General features: G+C 71.7%; 26 protein-coding genes. 18 read left to right on the top strand and 8 right to left on the bottom strand.

Annotated features, from left to right (window positions below; translation table 11 throughout):
* Positions 1 to 100: 100 nt before the first annotated feature.
* Positions 101 to 1,477: a M14 family metallopeptidase gene (locus tag PYR72_RS18355; protein WP_275456340.1), complete on the bottom strand. Its 1,377-nt coding sequence runs from the start codon at positions 1,475 to 1,477 to the stop codon at positions 101 to 103.
* A 407-nt stretch (positions 1,478 to 1,884) separates the two neighbouring features.
* Here PYR72_RS18355 and PYR72_RS18350 point away from each other — a divergent pair, with 407 nt between their 5' ends.
* Together PYR72_RS18350 and PYR72_RS18345 are read left to right on the top strand one after the other, a co-directional pair.
* The gene (locus PYR72_RS18350; RefSeq protein WP_275456339.1) at positions 1,885 to 2,283 is read left to right on the top strand and encodes an ATP-binding protein; all 399 of its coding nucleotides are present in this window, start codon (positions 1,885 to 1,887) and stop codon (positions 2,281 to 2,283) included.
* A gap of 259 nt (positions 2,284 to 2,542) precedes the next feature.
* Positions 2,543 to 3,865, top strand: coding sequence for an Nramp family divalent metal transporter (locus tag PYR72_RS18345; RefSeq protein WP_275456338.1), 1,323 nt, complete (start codon positions 2,543 to 2,545; stop codon positions 3,863 to 3,865).
* Between the two features lie 10 nt (positions 3,866 to 3,875).
* Here the strand turns inward: PYR72_RS18345 and PYR72_RS18340 are convergent, their stop codons facing one another.
* Both PYR72_RS18340 and PYR72_RS18335 read right to left on the bottom strand, forming a co-directional pair.
* Positions 3,876 to 5,150, bottom strand: a complete 1,275-nt coding sequence (locus tag PYR72_RS18340; RefSeq protein ID WP_275456337.1) for a hypothetical protein — start codon at positions 5,148 to 5,150, stop codon at positions 3,876 to 3,878.
* A gap of 68 nt (positions 5,151 to 5,218) precedes the next feature.
* Entirely contained in the window at positions 5,219 to 5,728 is a 510-nt protein-coding gene (locus PYR72_RS18335; RefSeq protein WP_275456336.1) for a SigE family RNA polymerase sigma factor, read from the bottom strand.
* Between the two features lie 158 nt (positions 5,729 to 5,886).
* Here PYR72_RS18335 and PYR72_RS18330 point away from each other — a divergent pair, with 158 nt between their 5' ends.
* Complete coding sequence (locus tag PYR72_RS18330; RefSeq protein ID WP_275460445.1) at positions 5,887 to 6,408, top strand: hypothetical protein; 522 nt, start codon at positions 5,887 to 5,889, stop codon at positions 6,406 to 6,408.
* 1 nt (position 6,409) lies between these two features.
* Here the strand turns inward: PYR72_RS18330 and PYR72_RS18325 are convergent, their stop codons facing one another.
* The 3 genes from PYR72_RS18325 to PYR72_RS18315 all read right to left on the bottom strand — a co-directional run bounded on the left by PYR72_RS18325 (position 6,410) and on the right by PYR72_RS18315 (position 9,916).
* The gene (locus tag PYR72_RS18325; RefSeq protein ID WP_275456335.1) at positions 6,410 to 7,414 is read right to left on the bottom strand and encodes a CU044_5270 family protein; all 1,005 of its coding nucleotides are present in this window, start codon (positions 7,412 to 7,414) and stop codon (positions 6,410 to 6,412) included.
* A complete protein-coding gene (locus PYR72_RS18320; RefSeq protein ID WP_275456334.1) occupies positions 7,411 to 8,118 on the bottom strand; it encodes an RNA polymerase sigma factor in 708 nt (235 codons plus the stop codon). The genes PYR72_RS18325 and PYR72_RS18320 overlap by 4 nt, the downstream gene beginning before the upstream one ends.
* Before the next feature lie 100 nt (positions 8,119 to 8,218).
* Positions 8,219 to 9,916, bottom strand: a complete 1,698-nt coding sequence (locus tag PYR72_RS18315; RefSeq protein ID WP_275456333.1) for a glycoside hydrolase family 18 protein — start codon at positions 9,914 to 9,916, stop codon at positions 8,219 to 8,221.
* 336 nt (positions 9,917 to 10,252) lie between these two features.
* Here PYR72_RS18315 and PYR72_RS18310 point away from each other — a divergent pair, with 336 nt between their 5' ends.
* From PYR72_RS18310 to PYR72_RS18250, 13 genes are all read left to right on the top strand, one after another.
* Entirely contained in the window at positions 10,253 to 11,122 is an 870-nt protein-coding gene (locus PYR72_RS18310) for a hypothetical protein (protein WP_275456332.1), read from the top strand.
* 88 nt (positions 11,123 to 11,210) lie between these two features.
* Positions 11,211 to 11,927, top strand: a complete 717-nt coding sequence (gene cpaB, locus PYR72_RS18305; protein ID WP_275456331.1) for a Flp pilus assembly protein CpaB — start codon at positions 11,211 to 11,213, stop codon at positions 11,925 to 11,927.
* A gap of 166 nt (positions 11,928 to 12,093) precedes the next feature.
* A complete protein-coding gene (locus tag PYR72_RS18300) occupies positions 12,094 to 13,707 on the top strand; it encodes an AAA family ATPase (RefSeq protein WP_275456330.1) in 1,614 nt (537 codons plus the stop codon).
* Between the two features lie 458 nt (positions 13,708 to 14,165).
* Complete coding sequence (locus PYR72_RS18295; protein ID WP_275456329.1) at positions 14,166 to 14,441, top strand: hypothetical protein; 276 nt, start codon at positions 14,166 to 14,168, stop codon at positions 14,439 to 14,441.
* A gap of 96 nt (positions 14,442 to 14,537) precedes the next feature.
* Positions 14,538 to 15,878 (top strand): CpaF family protein, encoded by a 1,341-nt coding sequence (locus PYR72_RS18290; protein WP_275456328.1) that lies wholly within the window; start codon positions 14,538 to 14,540, stop codon positions 15,876 to 15,878.
* A gap of 136 nt (positions 15,879 to 16,014) precedes the next feature.
* Positions 16,015 to 16,965 (top strand): type II secretion system F family protein, encoded by a 951-nt coding sequence (locus PYR72_RS18285; protein WP_275460444.1) that lies wholly within the window; start codon positions 16,015 to 16,017, stop codon positions 16,963 to 16,965.
* A gap of 21 nt (positions 16,966 to 16,986) precedes the next feature.
* Positions 16,987 to 17,889 (top strand): DUF5936 domain-containing protein, encoded by a 903-nt coding sequence (locus tag PYR72_RS18280; protein ID WP_275456327.1) that lies wholly within the window; start codon positions 16,987 to 16,989, stop codon positions 17,887 to 17,889.
* Positions 17,889 to 19,232 (top strand): histidine kinase, encoded by a 1,344-nt coding sequence (locus tag PYR72_RS18275; RefSeq protein ID WP_275456326.1) that lies wholly within the window; start codon positions 17,889 to 17,891, stop codon positions 19,230 to 19,232. Before PYR72_RS18280 ends, PYR72_RS18275 begins: the two co-directional genes overlap by 1 nt.
* Positions 19,225 to 19,938, top strand: a complete 714-nt coding sequence (locus PYR72_RS18270) for a response regulator transcription factor (protein WP_275456325.1) — start codon at positions 19,225 to 19,227, stop codon at positions 19,936 to 19,938. Before PYR72_RS18275 ends, PYR72_RS18270 begins: the two co-directional genes overlap by 8 nt.
* Positions 19,939 to 20,043: 105 nt before the next feature.
* A complete protein-coding gene (locus PYR72_RS18265) occupies positions 20,044 to 20,253 on the top strand; it encodes a hypothetical protein (RefSeq protein WP_275460443.1) in 210 nt (69 codons plus the stop codon).
* Positions 20,250 to 20,864 carry a pilus assembly protein TadG-related protein gene (locus tag PYR72_RS18260; RefSeq protein WP_275460442.1) on the top strand — a complete coding sequence of 205 codons (615 nt, stop codon included), beginning with the start codon at positions 20,250 to 20,252 and terminating at the stop codon, positions 20,862 to 20,864. Before PYR72_RS18265 ends, PYR72_RS18260 begins: the two co-directional genes overlap by 4 nt.
* 15 nt (positions 20,865 to 20,879) lie before the next feature.
* On the top strand, positions 20,880 to 21,473 hold the full coding sequence (locus tag PYR72_RS18255) for a hypothetical protein (RefSeq protein WP_275456324.1): 594 nt from the start codon (positions 20,880 to 20,882) through the stop codon (positions 21,471 to 21,473).
* A gap of 7 nt (positions 21,474 to 21,480) precedes the next feature.
* Positions 21,481 to 22,116: an OmpA family protein gene (locus PYR72_RS18250; protein ID WP_275456323.1), complete on the top strand. Its 636-nt coding sequence runs from the start codon at positions 21,481 to 21,483 to the stop codon at positions 22,114 to 22,116.
* Positions 22,117 to 22,129: 13 nt separating this feature from the next.
* Here PYR72_RS18250 and PYR72_RS18245 read toward each other — a convergent pair whose 3' ends face one another.
* The gene (locus PYR72_RS18245; protein WP_275456322.1) at positions 22,130 to 22,402 is read right to left on the bottom strand and encodes a winged helix-turn-helix domain-containing protein; all 273 of its coding nucleotides are present in this window, start codon (positions 22,400 to 22,402) and stop codon (positions 22,130 to 22,132) included.
* Between the two features lie 93 nt (positions 22,403 to 22,495).
* On the opposite strand from PYR72_RS18245, the gene PYR72_RS18240 reads away from it, so the two are divergent.
* Complete coding sequence (locus PYR72_RS18240; RefSeq protein WP_275456321.1) at positions 22,496 to 22,819, top strand: hypothetical protein; 324 nt, start codon at positions 22,496 to 22,498, stop codon at positions 22,817 to 22,819.
* Entirely contained in the window at positions 22,816 to 23,028 is a 213-nt protein-coding gene (locus tag PYR72_RS18235) for a hypothetical protein (protein ID WP_275456320.1), read from the top strand. Before PYR72_RS18240 ends, PYR72_RS18235 begins: the two co-directional genes overlap by 4 nt.
* Here the strand turns inward: PYR72_RS18235 and PYR72_RS18230 are convergent.
* Entirely contained in the window at positions 23,025 to 24,401 is a 1,377-nt protein-coding gene (locus PYR72_RS18230; protein ID WP_275460441.1) for an AI-2E family transporter, read from the bottom strand. The two genes, PYR72_RS18235 and PYR72_RS18230, sit on opposite strands and share 4 nt — an antisense overlap.
* Positions 24,402 to 24,491: the final 90 nt, after the last annotated feature.

The raw sequence follows: 24,491 nt of genomic DNA, 5'->3' as shown, positions 1-24,491 counted from the left end.
GCGGGGAACTGCGCGACCAGCCTCAACGGTCCCGCAGTTCCCCGCTCTCAGCGGTGCCCGGCTCTCGCCGGCTCAAGCGGCGCAGCTCAGGCGGCGCAGCTCAGGCGCAGTACTGCGCCTCCTTGCCGATCGACCGGTACATGCAGTCAGAGTTCTCCAGCAGCTGCAGCACCGCGTCACGGTTGCGCGACGTCTCCCGGGCGATCACCTCGTCGGGCGGGTAGAACCCGCCGCCCCCGGCCGATCCCGGATACATCTCGAACGTGTAGCCGAAGATCTTCTGGTTGCCCCACAGCCAGTCGTCTATCGACCCGTCCGTGATGTACAGGTCACTGGACTGCTCGGGCGTGTACCCGTTGCTCGCGGCCATCTTCTCGCCGACCGTCGCGAAGGCGTTGCGGTCGTCCGCCGTCATCCCGGTCGTCGTGTTGGCAGTGGTGTACCCGAACGGCCAGAGCACCAGCTCGCTGTACGTGTGGAAGTCGATCGCGGACTTGATCTGCTGGACCCCGCCCACGACCCGGCCGCGCACGAAGTTCGCGACGACCTTCACCTCGGGCGCCGACTCGGCGGCCGTACCCCGGTAGGTGTCCGAGGACGTCGACCCGGACGAGCCGCCGCAGCAGCCCCAGCGGTAGTTCCAGTTGCGGTTGAGGTCGGTGCCGACGGCCGACGAGCCGCTGTTGGGCTGCCGGTTCTTGCGCCACGAGCGGTACGAGCCCGTGGCGACGTCGTACTCGCCGCCGTCGGGGTTGACGTCCGGGATGATCCAGATCTCGCGGTTGTTCACCATGTTCGTGACCCGGGAGTCGGTCCCGTAGTCGGAGGTCAGCTCGTTGAGCAGGTAGAGCGCCATCTCCACGGTGAGGTGCTCACGGGCGTGCTGGTGGTGGGTGAACAGCACCTCGGGCTCGGCCTCGTCCGTGCCGACGTTGTCGCTGATCTTGATGGCGACGATGTTCCGGCCCTGGTACGTCGTGCCGATCACCCGCTGGCTGGCGATCGAACTGTTCGCCGCGACCACGGAGTTGATCTCGTTCGTCATCTCCGCGTAGTTGTGGTAGCGGGAGTCGGCCGACGGGAAGTCGAACAGCCGTACGTCACCCTCGCCGTTCGAGCGGTCCGGCGCCGCGCCCAGCTTGGTGATCTCGTAGCCCTGTTTCCGGAGCTTCTTGATCTGGTCCGCGCGTCCGGAGACGAAGACCGAGTGGTCGTCGGCGTCGTCCACCGTCACGCCGGCCTGCTGCAGCGCCGTGCGGGACTTGCTGTCCGAGTGCATGTGGACCTCGTACTGGCGGATGTCGTCCGCCGAGGCCCTGGGCCGTTCGGCGCTGGTCGCCGTCGCGTCCGTGGTCGTCGCGGCGACCGGGGCGGCGAGGGCGAGGGCCAGCAGGGTGGCGAGGCCGGCGGTGCGGCGGCCCGATCTTCTGCCCGTGCCCTCGGGCGTGGCCGACCTGCCGCGTATGCGGAGTCGCATGAAGTCTCCTCTGTTCTCCAGGAATTCCGGGGTCTCCGGAAGTGGGGAGTGGAGCGGGGGGTGGATCCTTGCGACGTGCCTGGGGCCCTGCGGACGACCTGCGGGCGTCCGGCGGGCCCTCGTGCGGGTGTGGCGCTCATGGTGGAGGTCTGGCATGACCAGGTCAAGAGTGGGAGGGTGGCCGACGGGTGCGTAAGCCGCGCACAACCGCGTAGGGGTGAATAGGTGTCATAATCCCCTGATTGTGGACGTAACCAGGCAGGAAACAGGTATATGCACGGCCGGAAACGGGTAATCCTCCCCGTGTGCCGCGTACGGACGGCGGCAACCCTGGAAGCATGCTGCATCGCTCCGGGGGTCTCCTTCCGGATTCCGGCCCCCATTTCGCCTCGTACCCTCAACCACCCATGGGCGCGGGCCACTTGAGCGTCGAGTACGACCCCCGTCCCACCGCCGCCGCACAGGCCCGCGCACAGGTGCGCCGGCAGCTGGAGGGATGGGGACTGCTCGACCAGACCGACACGGCGGAGCTGCTGGTGAGCGAGCTGGTCACCAACGCGCTCGTGCACGCGGAGAGCCGGCTGAAGTTGACGCTGACGGCCGCGCACGGCGTGCTGCGCTGCGAGGTGTCGGACACGGACGGCCGCCCGCCCCGGGTGCGCCCGGCGACCACGGAGATATCGGAGAGCGGCAGGGGGATGTTCCTGGTGGACGCGCTGGCCGGGCGCTGGGGCTGCCACCAGGACGGGCCGGGCAAGACCGTGTGGTTCGAGCTGGGCACGTGCGGGGCGGACGGCTGCGGGTAGCGCTCCGCTGGGTTCGGCGGGTCTGGTGGCTTCGGTGGCTATGGGTTGCTCGGGGCCGCCGTTCGGTGGGGCTCCGGTTGTCGTTCGTCCGCCGGTCCGTCGTGGCCGGTCGCGCAGTTCCCCGCGCCCCTGACGGGGCGCGGCCCCCTGGCGGGGTGCGGTCCCCTGGCGGGGTGCGGTCCCCTGGCGGGGTGCGGTCCCCTGGCGGGGGTGGGAGGCCCTCTTGTTCGGGTGGGGGGTTTGGGGTTTCTTGGCCTGCATGGCGGACACCACGGGAAACCCCACAGAAACACCCGCATCATCCGGCCCCAACCCCCCACCCCGCGCATCCAGTTGGAAGTACATCGGCCCCGGCATCGTCGTCGCCGCGACCGGTGTCGGCGCCGGTGACCTCGTCGCGACACTGATCGCGGGCAGCAACTTCGGTTACACCCTGCTGTGGGCGGCCGTCGTCGGCTGCCTCGTCAAGATCTCCCTCGCCGAGGCGGCCGGCCGCTGGCACCTGTCCACCGGCCGCACCCTCTTCGACGGCTGGGCGAGCCTCGGCCGCTGGACGACGTGGTTCTTCGTCGTCTACGTCGTGATCTGGGGCTTCGTCTACGGCGCGGCCGCGATGTCCTCCAGCGCCCTGCCCCTGCAGGCGCTGTTCCCGGACGTCATGGACCTGAAGTGGTGGGCCGTCCTGTGCGGCCTGAGCGGTCTGGTCTTCGTCTGGTTCAACAAGTACGAGGTCTTCGAGAAGGTCATGACCGTCCTCGTGGGCGTCATGTTCGTCGTCACCGTCTACCTGGCGATCAGGGTCACCCCCAACCTCGCGGACGCCTTCGCCGGACTGCTGCCCGTGCTGCCCGACGAGAAGGACTCGATCCTCAACACCCTCGGTCTGATCGGCGGCGTCGGCGGCACGATCACGCTCGCCGCGTACGGCTACTGGGTCAACGCCAAGGGCTGGACGAACACCGGCTGGATGAAGATCATGCGGCTCGACAACCGGGTCGCCTACCTCACCACCGGCATCTTCGTGATCTCGATGCTCTTCGTCGGCGCCGAACTGCTGCACTCCGCGAACATCGCCATCGCCTCCGGCGACAAGGGCCTCATCCAGCTCGGCGACATCCTGGCCGAGGAGTACGGCACGGCCACCGCCAAGTTCTTCCTGATCGGCTTCTTCGCCACCTCGTACACCTCCCTCATCGGCGTCTGGCACGGCGTGAGCCTGATGTTCGCGGACTTCGTGGAGCGCTTCCGCCGCAAGGGGGCGGTGACGGGCGAGGAGGTCGCCTCCGGCCGGCGCGAGAAGTCCTGGCCGTTCCGCGCCTATCTGCTCTGGCTGACCTTCCCGCCCGTCGTCCTGCTCTTCCAGGGCCAGCCGTTCCGCCTGATCATCCTCTACGGCGTCCTCGGCGCGGCCTTCCTGCCCTTCCTCGCCGCCACCCTCCTGTGGCTCCTCAACTCCTCCCGCACCCCGAGGGAATGGCGCAACGGCGCCCTCAGCAACACGATGCTGGCCCTCGCGGGCCTGCTGTTCCTGGTCCTGGCCGTGAAACAGATCGGCGACCAGCCGTGGGCGGACTTCTTCTGAAGCCGGGCCGTCAGCCGAGCGACCTCCATCGCTCGGCGGTGGCGATCTCCTTCAGCTGAGCCAGGGTGAGCGCGGGGGTCTTCCGGGTCGCGGCCGTGTGCTGGGCGCCGGAGTTGAAGGCGCTGATCACGACCCGCAGCCCATCGGTGCGGAGCGTGTCCACGGTCCACATCACGACCCCCTCGCCGCCCTTCTCGCCGGGCCCCTGCCGGGTGGCGACCTTCGTGCCGTCGGGCAGGGTCTCGGCGTCGGCGCCGAACAGCGAGTGCCCGACGTCCGTCATGCCCGGCTGCACATTGACCTGCACCAGGCTCTTTCCCTTGCCGTCGTCGACGACGACGTACGCGGAGTCCGACTCCTGGTTGCCCTCCTCGACGGTGTCGACACCTTCCGGGAGGAGCCCGAGGAGCGTCTTGCGGATGGCGAGGCCGTCCACGGTCGGAGCGTCGACGGGATCGGTCCGCGGCCTCTCCGTCGACGAGGGCTTCCGGCCCGCGTCCTTCGGGATGGCGCCGACGACCTCGCCCCACTGCGGCTCCGTCACGATCGACCGCAGAGAGGACAGGGGCAGCGGGGGTTCGGCACGGGTGACCGGCGCGTCCTTCTGCGCCTTGGCGTTCCACTCCATGACGCCGACCTCGTACCCGTCCGGGTGGACCAGTTGCGCGTACCAGAGCTTGGTGTCCGCGCGGCGGTCGGGGTACTCGTACCCCTGGAAGAGCGTCAGGCGCGAGCCGTCCGGCCGGGTGCTCTCCGTGCAGGAGTCGTACCTGACGGCCGCCTCGGCGGGGCAGGCCGTCAGCTGCCGGGCCTGCTCGCTGTCGGGGTCGACCCGCCCGAGTGTCAGCTCCACCGTCGCCGCGCCCTCCCCGTCGTCGTACACCAGCCGTGCGTACGGCCCCGGCCCCGCGCCCGTGCCGCGTGCGGACTCCCCGCCGACCTTCCCCGCCGGCAGCAGATCCCTGAGCCGCTCGACGAGCTGGGCGCCGGACACCTTGCCGTCGTCGTCCCTGACGTCCGGCCCGCCGGACCGTTCCGCCGCCACGGACTGCTTCCCGCCCCCGCTCCCGGCGCCCGGGAGGAGCACCGTCCCGCCCACGGCGACCAGCGCGATCCCGGCGACGCCCCCCAGCATCGCCGCCCGGCGGCGGAACAGCCGCCGGCGGCCGCGTGCGGCTCCGCCGTCGACCAGGGTGTGTCCCTCGGAATCGAAGCCGTCGCCGGCCCGGCGCAGGGCGTCGGCGAGGCTTTCCTCGAAGGGGTCTGCGGGCGGGTCAAGGGGCATGACGAACCACCAGTTCTCGGAGTGGGTGGGACTGTGGGCGTGCGGGCCGCCGGCATCCGGCGGGGCGCTCAGGGGGTGGCGTACTCACCGATCGTGTTCCCGAGCAGGGCGCGCAGCCGGGCGAGGGCGCGGACGCACCGGGTGCGTACCGCCGCCGAGCTGGTGTTCATCGCCGTCGCGGTCTCCTCGACGGACCGGTCCTCCCAGTACCGCAGGACGACCACCGCCCGGTCCTTGGGCGGCAGTTGGGCCAGCGCCTCGACGAGGGTGAGCCGCAGCGACGAGTCGGAGCCGGGTGCGGCGGGCACGTCCGGGAGGACGTCGGTGGCCCGTTCCCCACTGCTGCGCCGCCTCCGGTGCGCGAGGAAGGTCCTGGTCAGCACGGTCTGCGCGTACCCGACCGGGTTCTCCGCCCGCCGTACCCGTCCCCACTTCACGTACAGCCGCCCGAGCGTCTCCTGGACGAGGTCCTCGGCGAGGTGCGTGTCACCGCCCGTGAGAAGACACGCGGACCGGTACAGATGACCCGCGCGGGCCGCCGCGAACTCCTGGTATCCGTCCGCGCGGACCTGTCTCATCTCCGGCTCCCCCTGAACGAGCTGATGTGGCCGGGGGCCCTGCTCCCCGCCGCTTCTCACTTCCTTGATGCGGTGACCCCCGGGGAATGTTTCACCTACGGGTGAGGGATACGGTGCCGTACGAGCATCATCACGGGGCAGGGGGACGAACAGCCATGGTGGAGCAGCCCGAGCAGGGTGACCGGCCGCCGGCGCCGGGACAGCCGTGGACGCCGCCGGGGGAGCGGCCGGGCTTCGGCCCGCCGCCCCCGCCGTACACACCCCCGGCCGCGCCGCCCGGCCCCCCACAGCCGTACGCGCCCCCGCCCTACGCCCCGCCGCAGCAGCCGTACGGGCACCCGCCGCAGCCGTACGGGCAGCCCTACCCCCAGCAGCCGCCCGCGGGCCAAGTGCCGCTCCAGGGGCCGGAGTTCATGGCGGTCGACCGCCACAACTCCGTGGTCGTCGACGGCGGCGGTGTCGCCTTCGAGGACCACGGCGTCTCCGTCGACTTCCCCTGGCCCGAGATCCGCAGCGTCCACTACAAGGCGAGCGGCAACGGCAAGGCCCTGATGGTGGCCGTGATCCACGTCGACGGCACCTTCTTCGAGTGCTCGGTCGAGGCCAGGCCCCGCGAACGCCTCCACCAGTGGTTCGCCCACCTGGCACAGGTCCTCGGCCACTACCGCCCCCTGGGCTGACCTACGAACCCGGCCGCTCCCGGTAGTCGTCGACGACGGCCCGCTCCAGGACGGCGGTCTCGCTCAGGACCGTACCCTCGGGGCCCATCGGGCCGTCCGCCGTGAGCCGGCTGCGTGCGCCGAGGAACGCGAGGGTGTCCCGGTCGAAGACCCACTCCGTGGCCCACTTGGCGCGTGCGTCGACCCGGCGGATGCCGAGGCCGTGGCGTCCGGCGGGGTCGACCGCGTCGTCGGTGCGGGTCACCCCGGGGATCCTCGCGGCGGCCTCGTAGAACGCGGCGGCGGTTCTGGCCGGCATGACCGTCGTGCCGAGCAGCGAGCCGATCCTGTCGAAGACGGCCTGCGCCTTCTCCTCGCCCTTCCACGTCCTGGTCAGGCGGTACAGCTCGGCCAGCAGGTCGTCGGGGTCGGTGGGCAGCGAGGCCAGCCACCGGTAGGTGGGACGGTCGATCCCGGCGGGGACGCCGGGCGACCCCGCCGGCAGCAGTTCCCGCAGCGGGTAGTAGACACCGTCCTCGTAGTGCAGGGCCTGCTGCTTCACCGGGCCCGGCTCCTGCGACACCCACACCTCCCGCCGGTGCAGCTTCCCCGGCCTGAACGGGCCGTCCTCCACGGCCTCCGCCCCGCCCGTCAGGCTCTTGACGTACACCAGTTGGTCGTCGCGGACCGGCTCCACCTCCGTCCGCGCGGCGACGTCGGCGATCCGGTCGAGCAGGACGACGGCGCTCCCGCCGTCGGAGCGCCGCGGACCGTCGCCGGAGTCCGTGGCCGTGACCAGACCGGCGGTCAGCGCCCCGGCCAGGGCCAGCGCGGCGGCGGGCAGCCACAGCGCCGGGCGGGGCAGCCGCGGGCGGGAGCGGGGAGCCGGCGGGGCGGGAACGGCGGGCGCCGTGGCCCGGTCGTCGTCGATGAGTCGCATCAGACGGTCCTTGTGGTGAGCAAGGCGATCGGGCGGGACGTCCCGTTCGGGCGGGGGCGGCAGCAGCCGGGCCGGCACCTCGTTCATCGGGTTCCCTCCTGGATCTCCTTGAGCGGGCGGGCCGCGAACACGGCCTCGCCCCGTACCTCTCCGCGACCGCGCCCCGGTTCCGTGACATCGACGCTCTCGGCGTCTTCGGGGTCCTCCGCGCGCTCCGCCCGCAGCCGCTCGTCGGTGAGACGGGCCAGCCGCGCGCGGGCCCGCGAGAGCCGCGACCGCACGGTCCCCACGGGCACGCCCAGCGCCTCGGCCGCCTGCCCGTAGTCGAGGCCGGCCCACACGCACAGCGCCAGCACCTCCCGCTCCCCGCGCCGCAGCCGGCCGTACACCTGGCGCACGGCGGCGAGGCGGCGGGCGTCGTCCAGTCGCCCGGCGGTCTCGTCGGCGAAGTCGGGCACCGGGTCCGGGGCGGGCCGGCGGGCCAGGAACGCCAGCCGGCGGCCGAGACCGCGGTTGGCGTTGCGGGCCTTGTTGGTCGCCATGCCCAGCAGCCACGGCTTCAACGAGCCGCCGTCCGGCTCCAGTCGCCGCCGGGTGCGCCAGGCGTCGAGGAAGGTGTCCGCCATCACCTCCTCGGCCGTCGACCAGTCGCCGGTCAGCCGGTAGGCATGGTTGTAGACGGCCCGCGCGTACGCGTCGTAGACCTCCGCGAAGGTCTCCCGGTCGCCCGCCCGGATCCGCGCCCGGACCGAGGTCTCCGCCTCCGCCCCTGCCCGCTCGGGGTCACTCATCTCGTATGCACCTCTCCCACCTCACACCCCTGTCTCTCCGTGAGGCGGGAGAGGTTCCGGTGACCCGCGCCACAGCCGGGCGCGGGTCACCCCGTGCGGCCTACGGCAGCCCGTGCACGTGCTGCCCCACCGCGTTCGACCACGCGTTGCCCGCCGTGGCGTCCCAGTTGGTCGACCAGGTCATCGCACCCCGCAGATCGGGGTACGTCCGCGGCGGCTTGAAGGAGCCGCAGCGCGTGGCGCGGGTCAGACAGTCGAGGGCGTCGTTCACCACGGCCGGTGAGACGTACCCGCTGCCCGCGCCCCGCGTCGAGGCCGGTACACCCAGCCCCACCTGCGAGGGCGCGAGCCCGTTCTCCAGCTGGACGCAGGCGAGGGCGGTGAGGAAGTCCACCGACCCCTGGCTGTAGACCTTGCCGTCGCAGCCGAGCATGGAACCGCTGTTGTAGTACTGCGTGTTGACGACGGTCAGGATGTCCTTGATGTTCAGCGCGGTCCGGAAGTACGCGTTGGACGTCGACTGCATGTCGATGGTCTGCGGCGCCATCGTGATGACCAGCGACGGGCCCGCCTTCGCGGACAGCGACCGCAGCGCCTGGGTCATCCAGGTCGCGTTCAGCCCGTTCTCCAGGTCGATGTCGACGCCGTCGAAGCCGTACGTCCCCATCAGTGCGTACACGGAGTTCGCGAAGTTCGTCGCGGAGGCGGAGTCGTTCACCGCCACCGTGCCGCGCTCGCCGCCGACCGAGACGACGACCTTCTTGCCGGCCGCCTGTTTGGCCCGGACGTCCGCCTTGAACCGGTCGACGGTGTAGCCGCCGAGCCCGGCCGTGTCCAGGTTGAAGGTCACCGCCCCCGGCGTGGCGGTGGCGTCCGCGAAGGCCACGGCGATGATGTCGTACGGAGACTGCACGTCCGACAGCTTCTGGACGGCGGCCCCGTTGTCGAAGTTCTGCCAGTACCCGGTCACGGCGTGCTTCGGGACCCCCGTGCCGCCGCCCGGGGTCGCCGTCGTCGTCCCGGTCACGGTCGCCGAACGCGCCGACTCACCGGCCGAGTTCGCCGCCGTGACCTGGAAGGTGTACGAGGTGGAGGCCGCCAGCCCCGTCACGGTCGCCGACGTGCCGGTCACCGACTGGACCTTGGTGCCGCCCCGGTAGACGTGGTAGCCCGTGGCGCCGGTGACCGCGTTCCAGGCCAGGGACACCGAGGAGGACGTCGAGCCCGACACCGTCACCCCGGACGGGACCGACGGGACGGTGGGCGGCTGGTCGCCGCCCCCGCCGCCGTCGGGGCCGAAGAGGGACACGTCGTCGGCGTAGTACGCGGCCTGCCCGTACCAGCCGTGCGTGTGGACCGTCACCGAGGTCGTCGTGGGGCCGGTGGTGAAGGTCGTCGACAGCTGTGTCCAGGCCGCCGAGTCCGGCGTCCACGTCGAGACGTCGGTCGTGCCGGTGCCGGTCGCGCCCAGGTAGGCGTACCCGCCGCGCACCCAGGCGCTGAGCGTGTACGTCGCGTTGGGCCGGACGGCCACCGACTGGGTGCAGCGGGCGTTGTCCTGCCCGGCCGGGGTCGCCCGCAGCGCGGCCGTACCGCCGTGCACGGGGGAGGAGACGGTGGCGCCGCTGCCCGCCGAACAGTTCCAGTCGCTGAGCCCCGACTCGAATCCGGCGTTCCTGACGTTGTTGATGTCGGCGGCGGACGCCTGTCCGGCGCCGACGAGCGAGAGAGCGAGGGCGAGGGCGGTGGCGACGGCTCCCGGCCGCAGGCGTGTCCGCCCTCGCGCTTCTGTCCGCATATGTATGCGTCTTCCGTGTCTGAACATGCCCGGTACGCTGGTCCAGACCAATAGAGTTGTCAATACTCCCCGCGCGGACGCCGTTCACCCGTCCGGGGGGTCTCAACCGCCGCGACACCCTGCCGAGTTGAGGCATATGCGTCTCACTCTGTGTGGATACGGCCCGTACCTTCGGTGAGTTGATCAAGAAGATCCGGTGTTGATCTGGCCATGCCGTGGATATGGTGCTGATGCAAGAGGACGCAGGAGGGACGGCGGGCGGAACGCCGTTGCTCACAGGGGCCAGCTGAGGCGGTGGGCGACCACCCCGCCCCAGCGAACGGGGTGGTGTGCAGCGTGCCGACCGCGATAGCCGTCACCAGTTCCGGCCTGGTGCTCCCCCCGCTCGACCGGCAGACCCCGCCCGCGGCAGTCCAGCCGCAGGACACCCTCGAAGCCTCCCTGGTCGGCATGCACGCGCTGATCGAGCAGCACGGCTATGTCATCGCCCTGCACTCGGCCTCCGGCCCGTCCGCCCTCACCCGGCGGCTGCACACGGTTCGTTCCGTGCTGGAGAGCGACCGCATCGCCCTGCTCGGCGTGGACCTGCCCCCGCTCGGACTCGCCCTGCTCGCCCAGCAGTTGCGGCAGCTCTCCGCGTGCGACTTCAGCCCGGGCGTGCTCGCCTCCTCCGTACGTCTCCTCGCGCACTACATCTACGCCGGTGCCCTCCTCGGCTCCGTCGCCAAGCTGGACCGGGTGCCGGTCTCGCTGAAGTCGCACGCCAAGTCCTGGCTGCCGGGCGCCCGGTTCGCCGTCCTCGCCAACCCCAGGCCCCAGCTCGTCCGCCTCGACGCCGCCGGTCAGGAGCCCCTCGCCGGGCCCGAGTTCGGCACCCGGCTGCTCGTCGCGCAGGGGCCGCAGCCGCCGTCCGACTGGGTCACCGCGACGCTCGCCCCGCAGTGGCAGGTCCAGGGGTCCCTGCCGGTGCCGCTGCCCGAGGAGTCCGTGCGCTGGTGGGGGACCGGCAAGCTCGTCGAGTTCGCCGCCGGGCTCTCGGACGTCTCCGTGCTCTACCAGCTCGTGTCGTCCGTACGCCGCGAGACGTGCCACTGGTGCGGCCTCGAACTCATCGGCGACCGCTGCGGATTCTGCGCGGCCCCGTTGCGGGAGCCGGAACCCCCCGCCGACGAGGCGCGCACGGCCCTTCCCCGAGGGGCCGCATGACAGCCGTACGACAACTCCACAGCCCACGAGCAGGCGCAGACGGCAGGCCCGCTCGACTGCCCGGCACATCCCCACGAGGTGAGAAGTAGTGAACTCACGCCAGCGCCGCGGCGTCGTCCTGCTGGTCCTCTCGGCCCTGTGCGCCCTGGCCGCCTTCGCCGGGGTGCTCTCGGTGATCCGTGACGTGAACGCCAAGGTCGGGCCCGAGGTGACCGCGTACCGGCTCAAGGGCGACATCGCGCCCTACAAGGAGCTGACGGCGGACCAGTTCGAGAGGATCTCGATGCCCGAGCGGTGGCTGTCCGGCACCGCCGTCACCGATCTCTCCGAGATCCGCGGCAAGATCGCCGTCAACCAGCTGCGCAAGGGCTCCCTGCTCCAGTCCGACATGATCGTCGACCGGCCGGAACTCGAAGCCGGACAGCAGGAGATCGCGATCCTGATCGACGCCTCCACCGGTGTGGCGGGGAAGATCAACCCGGGGTCGCGGGTCAACATCTACGCCACCTTCGAGCAGAAGGACAGCGACTCCAAGAAGGACACGTCCAAGCTGATGGTCACCGACGCCCGGGTGATCGACGTCGGCAAGCTGACCCCCCTGGAGTCCGGCCAGTCCAGCAGCGACCGCCGGCGCACGGCCACCGAGGCCGTCCCGATCACCTTCGCGCTCGACACCGCCGACGCCCAGCGCGTCGCGTTCGCCGAGTCGTTCGCCGAGCACGTGCGGCTCGCCCTCGTCGGGGGCGGCGAGGCCACCGTCGTCGTACCGGACGACCGTTCGTACACCCTCGACGAGGACAAGTAGGAGGCCCCGCGATGAGGTCGGTCCGGAACGTCCGCACGGCGACGCCTCGAACGAGGGTGCGAGTGCCGAGGGTGGGCATGCTCCCGGGGGCACGGCGAACGAGCGCACCCTGCCGGTGCGGGGCGGCCGAGCCCCGCACGTCCGCGAACGGAACGGGGATCCGCCGATGACCATCCGCATCCTCCCCGCCGCCGGGGACCTCGACTCGGCCCGCGCCCTCACCACCCTGCTCGGCCAGCTGGCCGACGCCGAACCGGCACCCCACGTGTCCGACTCCACGGCCCTGCTGGACACCCTGGCGCGGCTGGCCGCCGACTCGCTGGACGAACTCCCCGAAGTGGTGATCGTCCACGAACGCATCGGCCCCGTACCGGCGTTGGACCTGGTCCGCGATCTCGTCCTGCGCTTCCCGGCCGTCGGCGTCGTCCTCGTCACCTCCGACACCAGCACCGGCGTGCTCACCGCCGCCATGGACTCCGGGGCCCGCGGCATCGTCAACCTGCCCCTGTCCTACGAGTCCCTGGCCGAACGCGTCCAGGCCGCCGCCGCCTGGTCGGCCGGTATGCGCCGGCACCTCGGCAGCCCCGCGCCGGAGCTGTACACCGGCCCCGGCGGCACCGTCGTCAGCGTCAGCGGCGCCAAGGGCGGAGTCGGCGCCACGGTCACCGCCGTCCAGCTCGCGCTCGCCGCCCGCGCGTCCGGCCGTACGGTCGCCCTCCTCGACCTCGACCTCCAGTCGGGGGACGTGGCCTCGTACCTGGACGTCCAGTTCCGCCGCTCGGTCGCCGACCTGGCCGGCATCACGGACCTCAACCCCCGCGTCCTGCAGGAGGCGGTCTACGCCCACGACACCGGCATCGCCCTCCTCCTCGCCCCCGCCGAGGGCGAGCGCGGCGAGGAGGTCACGGACCGGGTGGCCCGCCAGGTGGTGGCCACCCTCCGCTCCCGGCACGACGTGGTGATCGTCGACTGCGGTTCGCAGATGACCGCGGCCACGGCGGCGGCCGTGGAGATGGCCGACCACGCCCTCCTGCTGGTCACCCCGGACGTGATCGCGGTACGCGCCGCCAAACGCATGGTCCGCCTCTGGGACCGCCTCCAGATCCGCAAGGCCGAGGAGACCCTGACGGTCGTCAACCGCCTGTCCCGCGCCACGGAGATCCAGCCCTCCCTGGTCGAGAAGGTCACCGGCACGAAGGTGGCCCGCGCCGCCGTGCCCGCCGCCTTCAAGGAACTCCAGTCCGTCGTCGACGCGGGCCGCCTCCAGGACCTCGACGCCCGCTCGACCGTCAAACAGGCCCTCTGGGCCCTCGCCGGAGAACTGGAACTGGTCGCCGCCCCGGAACACGGCCACGGCGGCCGCCGCCGCAGGTCCACCTCCGACCGCGCCCTCGTCCTGCGCCGCAAGGGCGGCGACCGCGGCTCGGTGACCCTCGAATTCGCCGGGATGTTCCCCCTGCTCCTGGTCACCATGACCATCCTCTGGCAGGCCGCCCTCTACGGCTACACCTACACCCTCGCCGGCAACGCCGCCGACGAGGCCGCCCGAGCCGCCACCGCCGCCTACGCGATCGACGGCGACGTGGCCGCCGCCTGCGAGAGCGCCGGCAGCCGGCACCTCCCGAGCGCCTGGTCCGACACCGCCATCGACTGCGCCCCCGCCGGCACCGTCATGCGAGCCGAGGTCCAGGCCACCGTCCCCCTCTTCTTCCCCGGCTTCGACGCAGGCTGGACCGTGGACGGCGAGGCGGGCGCGGCCCTGGAGGCAGCCCCCCAATGACCCAACCAGGAAGCACACACCACACCCCCCGACCGAACCCGGCCCGCCCGACCCATGCACGCCGGACGGTGAACCCGGGACGGACGCCGAACCAACGACCGGACGGTGAACGCGGGGCCGGTCGCGTACGGCGAGAAGAGGCTGTCCCGGCGGGGCGTCGGCCTGCAGCGGTGGTGCCTGCCGAACCGTACGAGGCGGGGCCCCCGCGCCGGGCCGGTCGCGTACGGCGAGAAGGGGGTGTGCCGGGGGGTGTCCGCCCGCAGCGGTTGGCGCGTCAACGCCCCGCGCCTCCCAGCAAGCCGATTCCGCGCCGTTCCGAGGACGGACACCCCCCGGCGCACCCCCGACCCACCCACCGCCCCCAGGCGAACCCCCCACCCACAGAAAGCCGCTGGAACGACCGGGGCTCCTCCATCCTGGAGTTCGCCGGCTTCCTCCCGATCCTGCTCCTCGTGGGCATGGCCGCGATCCAACTCGGCCTGATCGGCTACGGGATCAGCCAGGCGGGCTCAGCGGCCCGCGCGGCGGCCAGAGCCGAGTCACTGCAACCCGGGGCCGGCCAGGCCGCAGGCGTCGCCGCAGCCAGCGCATGGCTGAACCCGGCCCCCGCCGTGGCCCCCGGCACCGACACCACCACCGCCACGGTCACCGTCACCGTCCCCTCCGTGATCCCCCTCTTCGACCCGCTCCCGGTGGAACGCACCGCCACCATGCCCAACGACACCGACGACTGACCCCCACCGCACCCACCCACCCTCCACCCTCCACCCTCCACCCGCACCCACCGTCCACCCACCCCCACCCCCACCCCGAGAGGAGTTGACCAGAAGATGAGCCTGCGATCCCGTATCGCCACCCCCGACGAGGGGGCAACCGGACGCGAGGACGGACACCTCGTGGCCGTCTACCGCGCCAAGCTCCTCGAAGAGATCGACCTGGCCGAGATGTCGGCCCTCACCGCCACCGACCGCCGCGCCCGCCTCGAACGCGTACTCGGCCACATCATCAGCCGAGAGGGCCCGGTCCTCTCCTCGGCCGAACGCTCCCAGCTGATCCGCAGGGTCGTCGACGAGGCCCTCGGCCTGGGCGTCCTCGAACCCCTCCTCGCCGACGCCTCCGTCACCGAGATCATGGTCAACGGCCCGGACTCGATCTTCGTGGAACGAGGGGGCCGCGTAGAACAACTCCCCCTCCGCTTCGCCTCCACCGACCAGCTCATGCAGACCATCGAACGCATCGTCTCCACGGTCAACCGCCGCGTGGACGAGTCGAACCCCATGGTCGACGCCCGCCTCCCCACCGGCGAACGCGTCAACGTGATCATCCCCCCGCTCTCCCTCACCGGCCCGACCCTCACGATCCGCCGCTTCCCCCGCGCGTACACCCTCCCCGAACTCATCGACCTGGGCTCCCTAGACGAGCAGATGCTGATGCTGCTCGCCGCCTTCGTCCGCGCCCGCTTCAACGTGATCGTCAGCGGCGGCACCGGCACCGGAAAGACCACGCTCCTCAACGCCCTCTCCGGCCTCATCCCACCCCACGAACGCATCATCACCATCGAGGACTCGGCGGAACTCCAGCTCCAGCAGGAGCACGTCATCCGCCTGGAATCGAGGCCCGCCAACATCGAGGGCAAGGGCCAGATCACCATCCGCGACCTGGTCCGCAACTCCCTGCGCATGCGCCCCGACCGCATCATCGTCGGCGAGGTCCGCGGCGGCGAGACCCTCGACATGCTCCAGGCCATGTCCACCGGCCACGACGGCTCCCTCGCCACGGTCCACGCCAACTCCGCCGAGGACGCCCTCATGAGGCTCCAGACCCTCGGCTCGATGTCCGAGGTCCTCATCCCCTTCGAGGCACTCAAGGACCAGATCAACTCCGCGGTCGACGTCGTCGTCCAGCTCACCCGCTTCGCCGACGGCTCCCGCAAGGTCACCGAGATCGCCCTGCTCGTCTCCCACGGCCGCGAACAGTTCCGCATCGCCACGGTCTCCCGCTACGCCCCGGACCCCCTCGGCTCCGACCGGGTCGTCCACGGCCGCTTCGAGCACCTGCCGATACCGCGCCCGGTCGCCGAGAAGCTGTACGTGGCCAACGAGCCGCTGCCTCCCGCGTACGGCGTGGCCGAGGCCATCGACCCGCTCCACACCCGCCAGGCCATCGGATAGCCCCGAGGAGGTAGGACCGAACATGGCGACAGCCCAGGCACTCCTGGCCCTCCAGGGCCCCCAGGCACCCCTAGCGCTCCAGGGCCCCCAGATACCGCACACGCCCTTGGCAACCCTGGCCCAGGCCCCCCTCAACCTGGACAACACCACCCTGCTGGCCCTCGGCGCCACCGTCCTGTGCGGCACCCTCGCCGTCGCGGGCGCGCACGCGTACGTCTCCGGCCGTGCCCAGCGCCAGGCCCTGGCCGACCGTCTCGCGGGCGGCCGGGGCGGCGGCCCGACGCGGACGGCGTCCGGCCGCGTCCGGCGCTTCACGGCGGTCGACCGCAGACTGCGCCGCACCCGCCTCGGCCGGGCGATCCACCTCCGCCTGACGACGACGGGCCTCGACCTGACGGCCGGCGAGTTCGCCGCGTACGTCGTCATGGCCGTCGTCGCCCTGTGGCTGATCGCGGCCGCCACCCTGGCCCCCTTCTTCGGCCCCATCGCGGGCGCCATCGGCGTCTGGGCGGCGGCGATCTTCCTCAACTGGCAACGCCAGAAACGCATCGAGGCGTTCATCAACCAACTCCCCGACGTCGCCCGCCTCCTCGCCAACGCCACCGCCGCCGGCCTCGCCCTGCGCACGGCCCTGGCGATGGCGGCGGAGGAACTGGAAGCCCCCGCCGGGGAGGAACTGGCCCGGGTCGCCGACCAGCTGGCCCTCGGCCGCTCCGTCGACGACGCCCTCGGTGAACTCGCCGAACGCCTCCCCTCCCGCGAACTGATCGTCCTCGTCACCACCCTCGTGCTGTCCAACAAGGCGGGCGGCACGGTGGTCAGCTCCCTCCGCAACCTGACCCAGACCCTGGAGGACCGCAAGGAGACCCGCCGCGAGGTCCGCACGATGCTCTCGGAGGTCAACGCGACCGCCTTCACCGTCCCCCTCCTGGGCCTCGGCTCCCTCCTCCTGATCAACTCCTCGAACGACGGAGCCCTCGCCCGGGTGACCGGCTCGCCCCTCGGCCAGCTCCTGGTGCTGATCTCGATCGGCCTCTACACGGTCGGCTTCTTCGTCATCCGCCGCCTCGGCAAGATCGAAGTCTGAGCGGGAGATGGTGACACGACCATGACGACATCGACGCTCCCCCTGCTGCTGGCGCTGCTGACGGCCCTCGCCGTCGCGGGCGCCCTCCTCGGCATCCGGATGATCCGCGCCGACGCGAAACTCCCCAGCGACCTGGCCCTCGCCCTGGAGGTCGGCGCCACCCGCGTCTCGAAGACCGGCTCGGCCGTCGACCGCCTCGGCATGCGCTTCGCCCCGCTCGTCCTGCGCCTCATGGGCCCCCGCCGGGTCGAGGCCAAGCGCCGCCGCATCGACATGGCGGGCAACCCCGGCGGCCTCACCCTCAACCGCTACGCCGCCCGCCGGGCCGTCTACGGCTTCTTCGGCGCTTTCATGGGCCTGGTCTTCCTGACCAGTGACCGCCCCCTCTTCGCCGCCTTCACCTTCGCCTTCGGCCTCCTCGCCGCCGACGCGGCCATCTGGCAGGCCGTCCGCGAACGCAAGGACGTCATCGACCGCACCCTGCCCGACTTCCTCGACGTCCTCGCGGTCGTGGTCTCGGCGGGCCTGGGCTTCCGCCAGGCCCTCGACCGGGTCGCCGAGAAGTACGAGGGCCCCTGGGCGGACGAACTGCGCATCACCCTGCGCCAGATGGACATGGGCGTCAGCCGCCGCCAGGCTTTCGACGAACTCCGCCGGCGCAACACCTCCGAGCAGGTCGCCCAGTTCGTCTCCGCGCTCCAGCAGGGCGAGGAACTGGGCTCCCCGATCGCCGAGACCCTGATCCAGCTCGCCGCCGACATGCGCCGCACCGACGCCCAGAACGCCCGCCGCCGGGCCGCCCGCACCATCCCCAAGGCCACGCTGGTCACCCTGGTCTTCATGCTCCCGGCCACGATGATCCTCATCGCCACGGGCATGTTCCTCGGCTCGGGCACCGACTTCGGCGACATCCTGGGCCGCTGATGAGACGCCGACGCACCCCGCCCCCACCGGGCCACACCCCCGGCACCGGCTACCTCGCCGACGACGCCACACCCCCCGCCACCCTCCGGCTCCAGCTCAACGCTCTGCAGTCCCTCTCCCGCCAGACCTTCGCCGTCCGCCTGGTCACCCTCACCATCGGCACGCCGTTCGCGATGGCCAACACCACGGACGGCCCGCAGAACCACGCCGTGCTCCTCGCCGCCGTCCTCGGCATCACCGTCTCGTACGCCATGCTCAGGGACTGGGACCGCTTCGCCCCCCGCCTCCTCGCCCACCCCACCCTCATGGCCCTGGACCTTCTCTTCGGCGCGGTCCTCCTCCTCACCGCCTCCCCGGCCTCCCCCCTCGCCTACGCCACGGTCTGCACCCCCCTCCTCTCCGGCCTCCTCTACGGCTGGCGCGGCGCCGGCGTCCTCACCGGTCTGCAACTGGCCGTCCTCGTCACCGTCCACCGCACCTGGGAGCACCACCCCGGCGCGGGCGTCAGCACCCTCCTCATCGCCGGGTTCTGCGTCGCGGCCGGCATCATCGGCGTCACCCTGCGCAACCTGATGTTCCGCTTCGGCACCGCCACCCAGGCGCTCTCCGAAGCGACGTCCCGGCTGGCCGTCGCGGAGGCCGTGGAGTCGGAACGCGCCCGCCTGGCCCGCGAACTCCACGACTCGGTGGCCAAGACCCTGCACGGCCTGGCCCTCGCCGCGGACGCCCTGGCCGCCTCGGCGGACCGCCCGGCCCCCGACCCCGCCCAGCTGCGGCGCCAGGCCGGCCTCGTCGCCTCGGCGGCCCGCCGCGCCGCCGCCGAGTCCCGGGACCTCCTCACCGACCTGCGCCGCCACACCGACCTGACCACGACCCCGCCGGCGGACCTGCCCACCGAACTGGCCGCCCGGACGGCGGACTTCGCGTCCCGTACCGGCCTGCCCGCCCGCCTGGCCCACACGGGCGGGACGCCCCCGCCGCTCCCGCCGGAGACGACCCACCACCTCCTGGCGATCACGTCCGAGGCCCTGGAGAACATCCACCGCCACGCGACGGCGACAGCGGCGGAGGTGTCCCTGAGGGTCACCCCGGACACCCTCCACCTCACGATCGCGGACGACGGCGTGGGCCTCCCGCCCGCCCTCACCCTCGAAGAGGCGCAGGAATCCGGCCACTTCGGCCTCCTGGGCATGGCGGAACGCGCGGACCGCGTGGGCGCCGTCCTGCACCTGGGCTCGGACGGCACCGGTACGGCCGTGACCCTGACCCTCCCGCTCCCCGCGCCCCCGGACGGCGAACCGTCCACCCCCGGCCCGCCCCGACAGGAGGCCGCACATGCCTGACCAGCCGCAGGCCCGTCCCGGCCCGCCCCTGCGCGTCCTCGTCGCGGACGACAACCCGGTGGTCCGCGCCGGCCTCACGGCCCTTCTGGACGCGCACCCCGACCTGGAGGTGGTCGCCCAGGCCGTGAACGGCGAGGAGGCGGTGGCCCGAGCCCGCCGCCACCGGCCGGACGTCGCCCTCCTCGACGTCCGCATGCCCGGCACGGACGGCCTCACCGCCCTCCCCGAACTCACCGCGCTCTGCCCCGTGATGATGCTGACGTACAGCACGGAACCCGAGGTCGTGGCCGAGGCGCTGCGCCGGGGAGCGGTCGGCTACCTGGTCCACGGGGAGTTCACCGCCGCCGAACTGATCGCGGCGGTACGGGACATGAGGGAGGGCCGCGCGACCATCTCCGCGACTGTCTCATCCTCGCTCGGCGATTCCTACGAACCTTCACACGAAAGTCACGACCACTCTTCGCATCTGCAACCATCTGTGAAACAGTTCGACCGGCGCTCCTTCGGCCTGAGTTCAAGGGAGGTGGAGGTGATGGACCTCATCGCGTCCGGCATGAACAACCGTCAGATCGCCGCCACCTGCTTCATCAGCGAGAAGACCGTCAAGAACCACATCAACCGCATCTTCGCGAAACTGCACAGCGCGACGCGCAGCGAAGCGATAGCCCACTGGCTGGGCACGACCCCCGGGGGGTGGCCCCGATGACCCCACCCACCCGCCAAAGTTGGGCCCCCGGACCCACTCCCGGTACACGCGGTCTCCCGTACGGTGATCCGGTTGGTGTCGGCATCGCGCGGGAAGGCAACCGCCATGAAGGTGAAGCACCGTTTCGAGTCCTGGAGGACCACCGCCGTCTCCCGCATGCGGGGGAAGGGGCGGGACGCGGGCGCGGGGTTCGTGGAGTACGCGGGCATCATGATCATCGTCGCGGGGATCTTCGTGATGATCGACGGGTTGGGGTTGGACGGGCTGATCTCGAGCGCGATCCTGGCCGCCGTGAGCAACGTCATCGGCGGCTGACGACCCTACAGCCGTTCGACGACCGTGGGTCCACCCTGCCCCTCTACATCTGGCTGACGGCGATTCTGCTGTTCGCGGCGTTGGCCTTCTTCGCGTTCGCCCAGGCGGCGTCCGCCCGTAGCGGTGCCCAGTCCGCCGCGGACGCCGCGGCCCTGGCAGCGGCCCAACAGGCGCGGGACGACCTGTTGCTGGACCTCGGGGACGCCGTCGAGGCGGGCGACGACTGGCTGGACTGGCTGGACCTCTCCGGCGGAGAACTCGCCGGCGAAGGGGCCACGGCCGCCGCGCAGCAACTGGCTGCCGCGAACGAGTCGACCGTCCTCGGCGGCGCTGCGGCGACCGAGGTGAACGGGTATCCGGGTTTCACGGTCGAGGTCCAGACCGACTACACCGTCGGCGAGTCCATTGTTCCTGGCACCGAAAGCATGACCGCCACGGCTGCGGCCACTGCGGTCATTCAGCCACGCTGCGATTTCGCTCTGGACGCGGATCCCACCAAGCCCGTGACCCTGGACTGTGACGGTCAGCCTGTGGACATCGACCCCGGAAATTTCGATCCGGACGACCTTCCCGACGCGTCTGTGATGTTCTCTGTGCGTCTGGCCGAGTGAGAGGAAGCTGTGTCCATGAAGTTCCGGTACACCCTGAAGGGCCGCAGGACTCTGTCCACGGTGACGATTGCCACCGGGCTGGTTCTCACGGTGGCCGGCTGTGGTGGGGGAGGCGACGACGACAAGTCGTCGGACACGAAATCCTCGTCCACGCCCTCCAAGGCCAACGGAGATGACGAGAAGCAGGAGTCCGAAGCTCCCGCCGCGGATTCGGTGCTTGCCGAGGTCAAGGCCGGTGGCCTGACGCTCAAGGTCACATCGGCGGCGCGCGACGGAGGTGGCTTCGTCACGGTCGAGGGCACGGTGACCAATGGCACCGGCAAGCCATGGGTCGGCGCGGACTGGCGGGGTGACGAGAGTGAACTGGTCAAGAACGGCGGATCGATCGCCGGCGCGAACCTGACCGATCAGGCGGGCAAGAAGAAGTACCTCGTCCTGCGTGACACAGAAGGACGTTGCCTGTGCACGAGGTTCACCGGCGGTGTCCTGACCGGGGCGACCACGGAATGGTTCGCCCAGTTCCCCGCCCCCCCAGAATCCACCACCTCCGTGGACTTCCAGGTCGGCTCCATGCCCCCCGCCACGATCGAACTCTCCGAGGGCGAGTGACGTGACGATGACCGCCCCCACCCCCCGCACCACCGTGCTGGCCGGAGCCGTGGCCGTGCTGGCCGCTCTCACCCTCGCCGTGCCGGCCCACGCCGACGACGACCCGAGTGAACCCCCGGGCACCGTCACCACCTCCCCGCCCCCGGAGGTCGACGCCAACAGCCCGGACCTGAAGCTCGCCCAGGGGGCCACGCTCGCGCCCGCGAAGGTGCTGGACATCAAGTCGGTCGTGGAGGACCTGGGCGGCGAGGAGCGCCGGGAGGACACGAACGAGAACGTGACGTTCGCGCTCCAGGCGGAGGTCCTCTTCCCGAAGAACAGCGCGAAGCTCAACCCCCAGGCCCGCTCCCGCATCCAGACGATCGCGGAGGAGATCAAGAAGCAGGACGCGGTCAAGGTCCGCGTCTTCGGCTTCACGGACAACCTCGGCTCGTACGCCCACGGCCTGACCCTCTCCAAGAAGCGCGCGGAGGCCGTGCACGACCTCCTCGCCACCGACCTGGACGGCAACGTCACCTTCGAGGTGCGCGGCTACAGCGAGGACTACCCCATCGCCGACAACGCCACGGAAGAGGGCCGCAAGAAGAACCGCCGGGTCGAGGTCTCGTTCCCGAGGACCGGCGGAACGACGACCGACGGCTGACCGGCGAGGCCGGCTACGGGCCGGTCTCGGCTTCCGGGTACGCGACGAACGTCCCCTTGGCGGGGAGGGTGACGACGAGACCACGCTCCCGCAGCTCGCGGGTGGCCCGGCGGGCGGTCAGGTGGGCCACTCCGTACTCGACGGCGAGATCACGTTCGCCGGGAAGGCGAGCGCCGGGTCGCAGCTCACCCTTGGCGATGCGGTCAGCAATGTGATCGGCCATCTGCATGTAGACGTACGCGATCTTGTGCGGGTCGATCGGTGACTGCTCTGGATCCGAGGTCATTCAAACAACGTACGGCTGCGGTCAGCTGTGCGAATCAATGAGGCGCGCATAACCGCTATACACCGCGCAGTGCTACCCAGTAGCGTGCTGGTCATGCTCGACCACATCCTCCGCATCCTGGTCCGGATGCTGCACACCTGCCTGCCCCATCCCCGCGGCCGACACCGAGCCGAGCCACTTCCGCCCGCGTTTCCGCCCGCACCCCCGACCCCGGCGATCCCCGCCCCGCCCCGCCCACGGCATCCGCGCCTCGGCCCGGACGCCCGCTCCCTGGACGACCGCATCCGCCGGCGCGCCACCCGGGGTCTCCGTGAGCGCCGCCGAGCCCTCTACCTCGCGTCACTCGGTCTGGACGCCGAGCCGCCCGTACCCCGTGAGACACGGGTTCCCGTCGGCCTGGCGGGGGCGGTCCGATGACGCGTCGGGAGCACCGCACCCCGCGCCGCCTGCCGGTCCGCATGTGCGCCCGGTGCGAGGGTGTCGCGGAGAACCCCGTACCGGTCCACGAGCACCACGCGGCCACCGGCCCCGGCTTCAACGTCTACGCCTGCGCGGAGTGCGCCGCGCACTACCCGCCGCCGACGGACGCGTTCGGCGAAGTCACCGACCGCCGCCCGAACGGTTAACCCCCGCCCCCGGTCCGCTCGGCGTACGCCCGCAACGACCCCACCACCGTGTTCGTGACCGCGACCAGCGGCACGGCCACCACCGCGCCGCCGATGCCCGCGATCATGCCCCCGGCGGCGACCGCCAGCACGACGGCCAGCGGGTGCACCCGTACGGCCCGGCCGAGGATGAACGGCTGCAGGATGTGCCCCTCGATCTGCTGCACGGCGAGCACGACGACCAGGGTCATCACGGCCGTGAAGACGCCCTGCGTCACCAGCGCCACCACCACCGCCAGCGCGCCCGAGACGACGGCACCCACCAGCGGGATGAAGGCGAACAGGAAGATGAAGACGGCCAGCGGGACCGCCATCGGCACGTCGAGGAAGTAGATCCCCAGGCCGATGAAGATCGCGTCGATCAGCGCCACGATCACCGTGCCGCGCACGTACGCCGTCAGCGTCCGCCAGGCGCGCGGCCCCGCGTCGGCGACACCCGGCCGGGCCGCCGCCGGCACCAGCTTCAGCGTCCACTGCCAGATCCTCTTGCCGTCGTAGAGGAGGAAGAGCGTGGAGAACATCGTCAGCAGGATGCCGGTGAGTGCCTCGACGAGGACGGTCACGCCCTCCAGGCCCGCCGAGGTGATGGTGTCCGTGTTGTCGCTGATGGCCTCGCGGAGGTTCTTGGCGATGTCGTTGATCTGGTTCTCGGTGACGTGGAACGGGCTGTCGAGCAGCCAGCGTTGCAACTCGTCGATGCCGTCCTGGACCTGGTGGGAGAGGTCGTCGACGTTCTCCATGACCTGCCAGGTGACGAACCAGCCGATCAGCCCCATGACGACGAAGCCGAGGGCGGCGGTCAGGGCGGTGGCGAGTCCGCGCGGTACGCCGTGCCGGGTCAGCCGTGCCACGGTCGGCTGGAGCAGGGCGGTGACGAGCAGCGCGGTGGTGAAGGACAGCACCAGCAGCTGTACGGAGCTGATGATCCGCATCAGGACCCAGACGGTGCCCGCGAGGACGAGCAGCCGCCAGCCCGCCTCGGCCGCCACCCGCATGCCCCAGGGCACCGCGGAGGCGGGATCGGGCCGACGGTGGAGGACCGGGGCGCCCGTCCCGGGCTCCTCCGCGGTCCGGGCATCGGCAGGGGTCCCGGGGACACCGGACGCGGACCCGGCGTCGGAGGCGGGCCCCGCACCGGAGCCGAGGCCGCTGTCACCGTCGCCGTCACCGTCGCCGTCCGCCCGGCTGTCGCGTCGCCGCCCGGCCGGGGCGCCGGGGCCGTCGTCCGGGCCCTCCGACTCCGACTCGATCTCCGCCCGGCGTCGCTCCAGCCGGTCGGCCCATCCGCTCAACCCGGTGCCGACTCTGCCGAGCCACCCGGGCACCCGCGACATCATCCGCCCTCTTCCCCCGTCATCCTTGCTGGTCATCACTCCTCCCGGAGGCCGCGATCCCGCCCGGCGAATCGACCGTACATGGCCGAA

The sequence above is a fragment of the Streptomyces sp. VNUA24 genome (genome assembly GCF_029167005.1).
Taxonomy (GTDB): domain Bacteria; phylum Actinomycetota; class Actinomycetes; order Streptomycetales; family Streptomycetaceae; genus Streptomyces; species Streptomyces scabiei.
Note: the sequence above shows the minus strand (reverse complement) of the source record. Positions and strands in the feature narration are given on the sequence as shown.

What these genes read in the sequence shown, in the direction of transcription:
- PYR72_RS18295 (WP_275456329.1), top strand. Translation starts at nt 14,166, where the DNA reads ATGGCCGCGATCCAACTCGGCCTGATCGGCTACGGGATCAGCCAGGCG.
- PYR72_RS18235 (WP_275456320.1), top strand. Translation starts at nt 22,816, where the DNA reads ATGACGCGTCGGGAGCACCGCACCCCGCGCCGCCTGCCGGTCCGCATG.
- PYR72_RS18315 (WP_275456333.1), bottom strand. Translation starts at nt 9,916, where the DNA reads ATGCGGACAGAAGCGCGAGGGCGGACACGCCTGCGGCCGGGAGCCGTC.
- PYR72_RS18280 (WP_275456327.1), top strand. Translation starts at nt 16,987, where the DNA reads ATGACGACATCGACGCTCCCCCTGCTGCTGGCGCTGCTGACGGCCCTC.
- PYR72_RS18335 (WP_275456336.1), bottom strand. Translation starts at nt 5,728, where the DNA reads ATGAGACAGGTCCGCGCGGACGGATACCAGGAGTTCGCGGCGGCCCGC.
- PYR72_RS18250 (WP_275456323.1), top strand. Translation starts at nt 21,481, where the DNA reads ATGACCGCCCCCACCCCCCGCACCACCGTGCTGGCCGGAGCCGTGGCC.
- PYR72_RS18355 (WP_275456340.1), bottom strand. Translation starts at nt 1,477, where the DNA reads ATGCGACTCCGCATACGCGGCAGGTCGGCCACGCCCGAGGGCACGGGC.
- PYR72_RS18325 (WP_275456335.1), bottom strand. Translation starts at nt 7,414, where the DNA reads ATGAACGAGGTGCCGGCCCGGCTGCTGCCGCCCCCGCCCGAACGGGAC.
- PYR72_RS18345 (WP_275456338.1), top strand. Translation starts at nt 2,543, where the DNA reads ATGGCGGACACCACGGGAAACCCCACAGAAACACCCGCATCATCCGGC.
- PYR72_RS18240 (WP_275456321.1), top strand. Translation starts at nt 22,496, where the DNA reads ATGCTCGACCACATCCTCCGCATCCTGGTCCGGATGCTGCACACCTGC.
- PYR72_RS18270 (WP_275456325.1), top strand. Translation starts at nt 19,225, where the DNA reads ATGCCTGACCAGCCGCAGGCCCGTCCCGGCCCGCCCCTGCGCGTCCTC.
- PYR72_RS18320 (WP_275456334.1), bottom strand. Translation starts at nt 8,118, where the DNA reads ATGAGTGACCCCGAGCGGGCAGGGGCGGAGGCGGAGACCTCGGTCCGG.
- PYR72_RS18265 (WP_275460443.1), top strand. Translation starts at nt 20,044, where the DNA reads ATGAAGGTGAAGCACCGTTTCGAGTCCTGGAGGACCACCGCCGTCTCC.
- PYR72_RS18290 (WP_275456328.1), top strand. Translation starts at nt 14,538, where the DNA reads ATGAGCCTGCGATCCCGTATCGCCACCCCCGACGAGGGGGCAACCGGA.
- PYR72_RS18300 (WP_275456330.1), top strand. Translation starts at nt 12,094, where the DNA reads ATGACCATCCGCATCCTCCCCGCCGCCGGGGACCTCGACTCGGCCCGC.
- PYR72_RS18275 (WP_275456326.1), top strand. Translation starts at nt 17,889, where the DNA reads ATGAGACGCCGACGCACCCCGCCCCCACCGGGCCACACCCCCGGCACC.
- PYR72_RS18350 (WP_275456339.1), top strand. Translation starts at nt 1,885, where the DNA reads ATGGGCGCGGGCCACTTGAGCGTCGAGTACGACCCCCGTCCCACCGCC.
- PYR72_RS18340 (WP_275456337.1), bottom strand. Translation starts at nt 5,150, where the DNA reads ATGCCCCTTGACCCGCCCGCAGACCCCTTCGAGGAAAGCCTCGCCGAC.
- PYR72_RS18230 (WP_275460441.1), bottom strand. Translation starts at nt 24,401, where the DNA reads ATGTCGCGGGTGCCCGGGTGGCTCGGCAGAGTCGGCACCGGGTTGAGC.
- PYR72_RS18245 (WP_275456322.1), bottom strand. Translation starts at nt 22,402, where the DNA reads ATGACCTCGGATCCAGAGCAGTCACCGATCGACCCGCACAAGATCGCG.
- PYR72_RS18255 (WP_275456324.1), top strand. Translation starts at nt 20,880, where the DNA reads ATGAAGTTCCGGTACACCCTGAAGGGCCGCAGGACTCTGTCCACGGTG.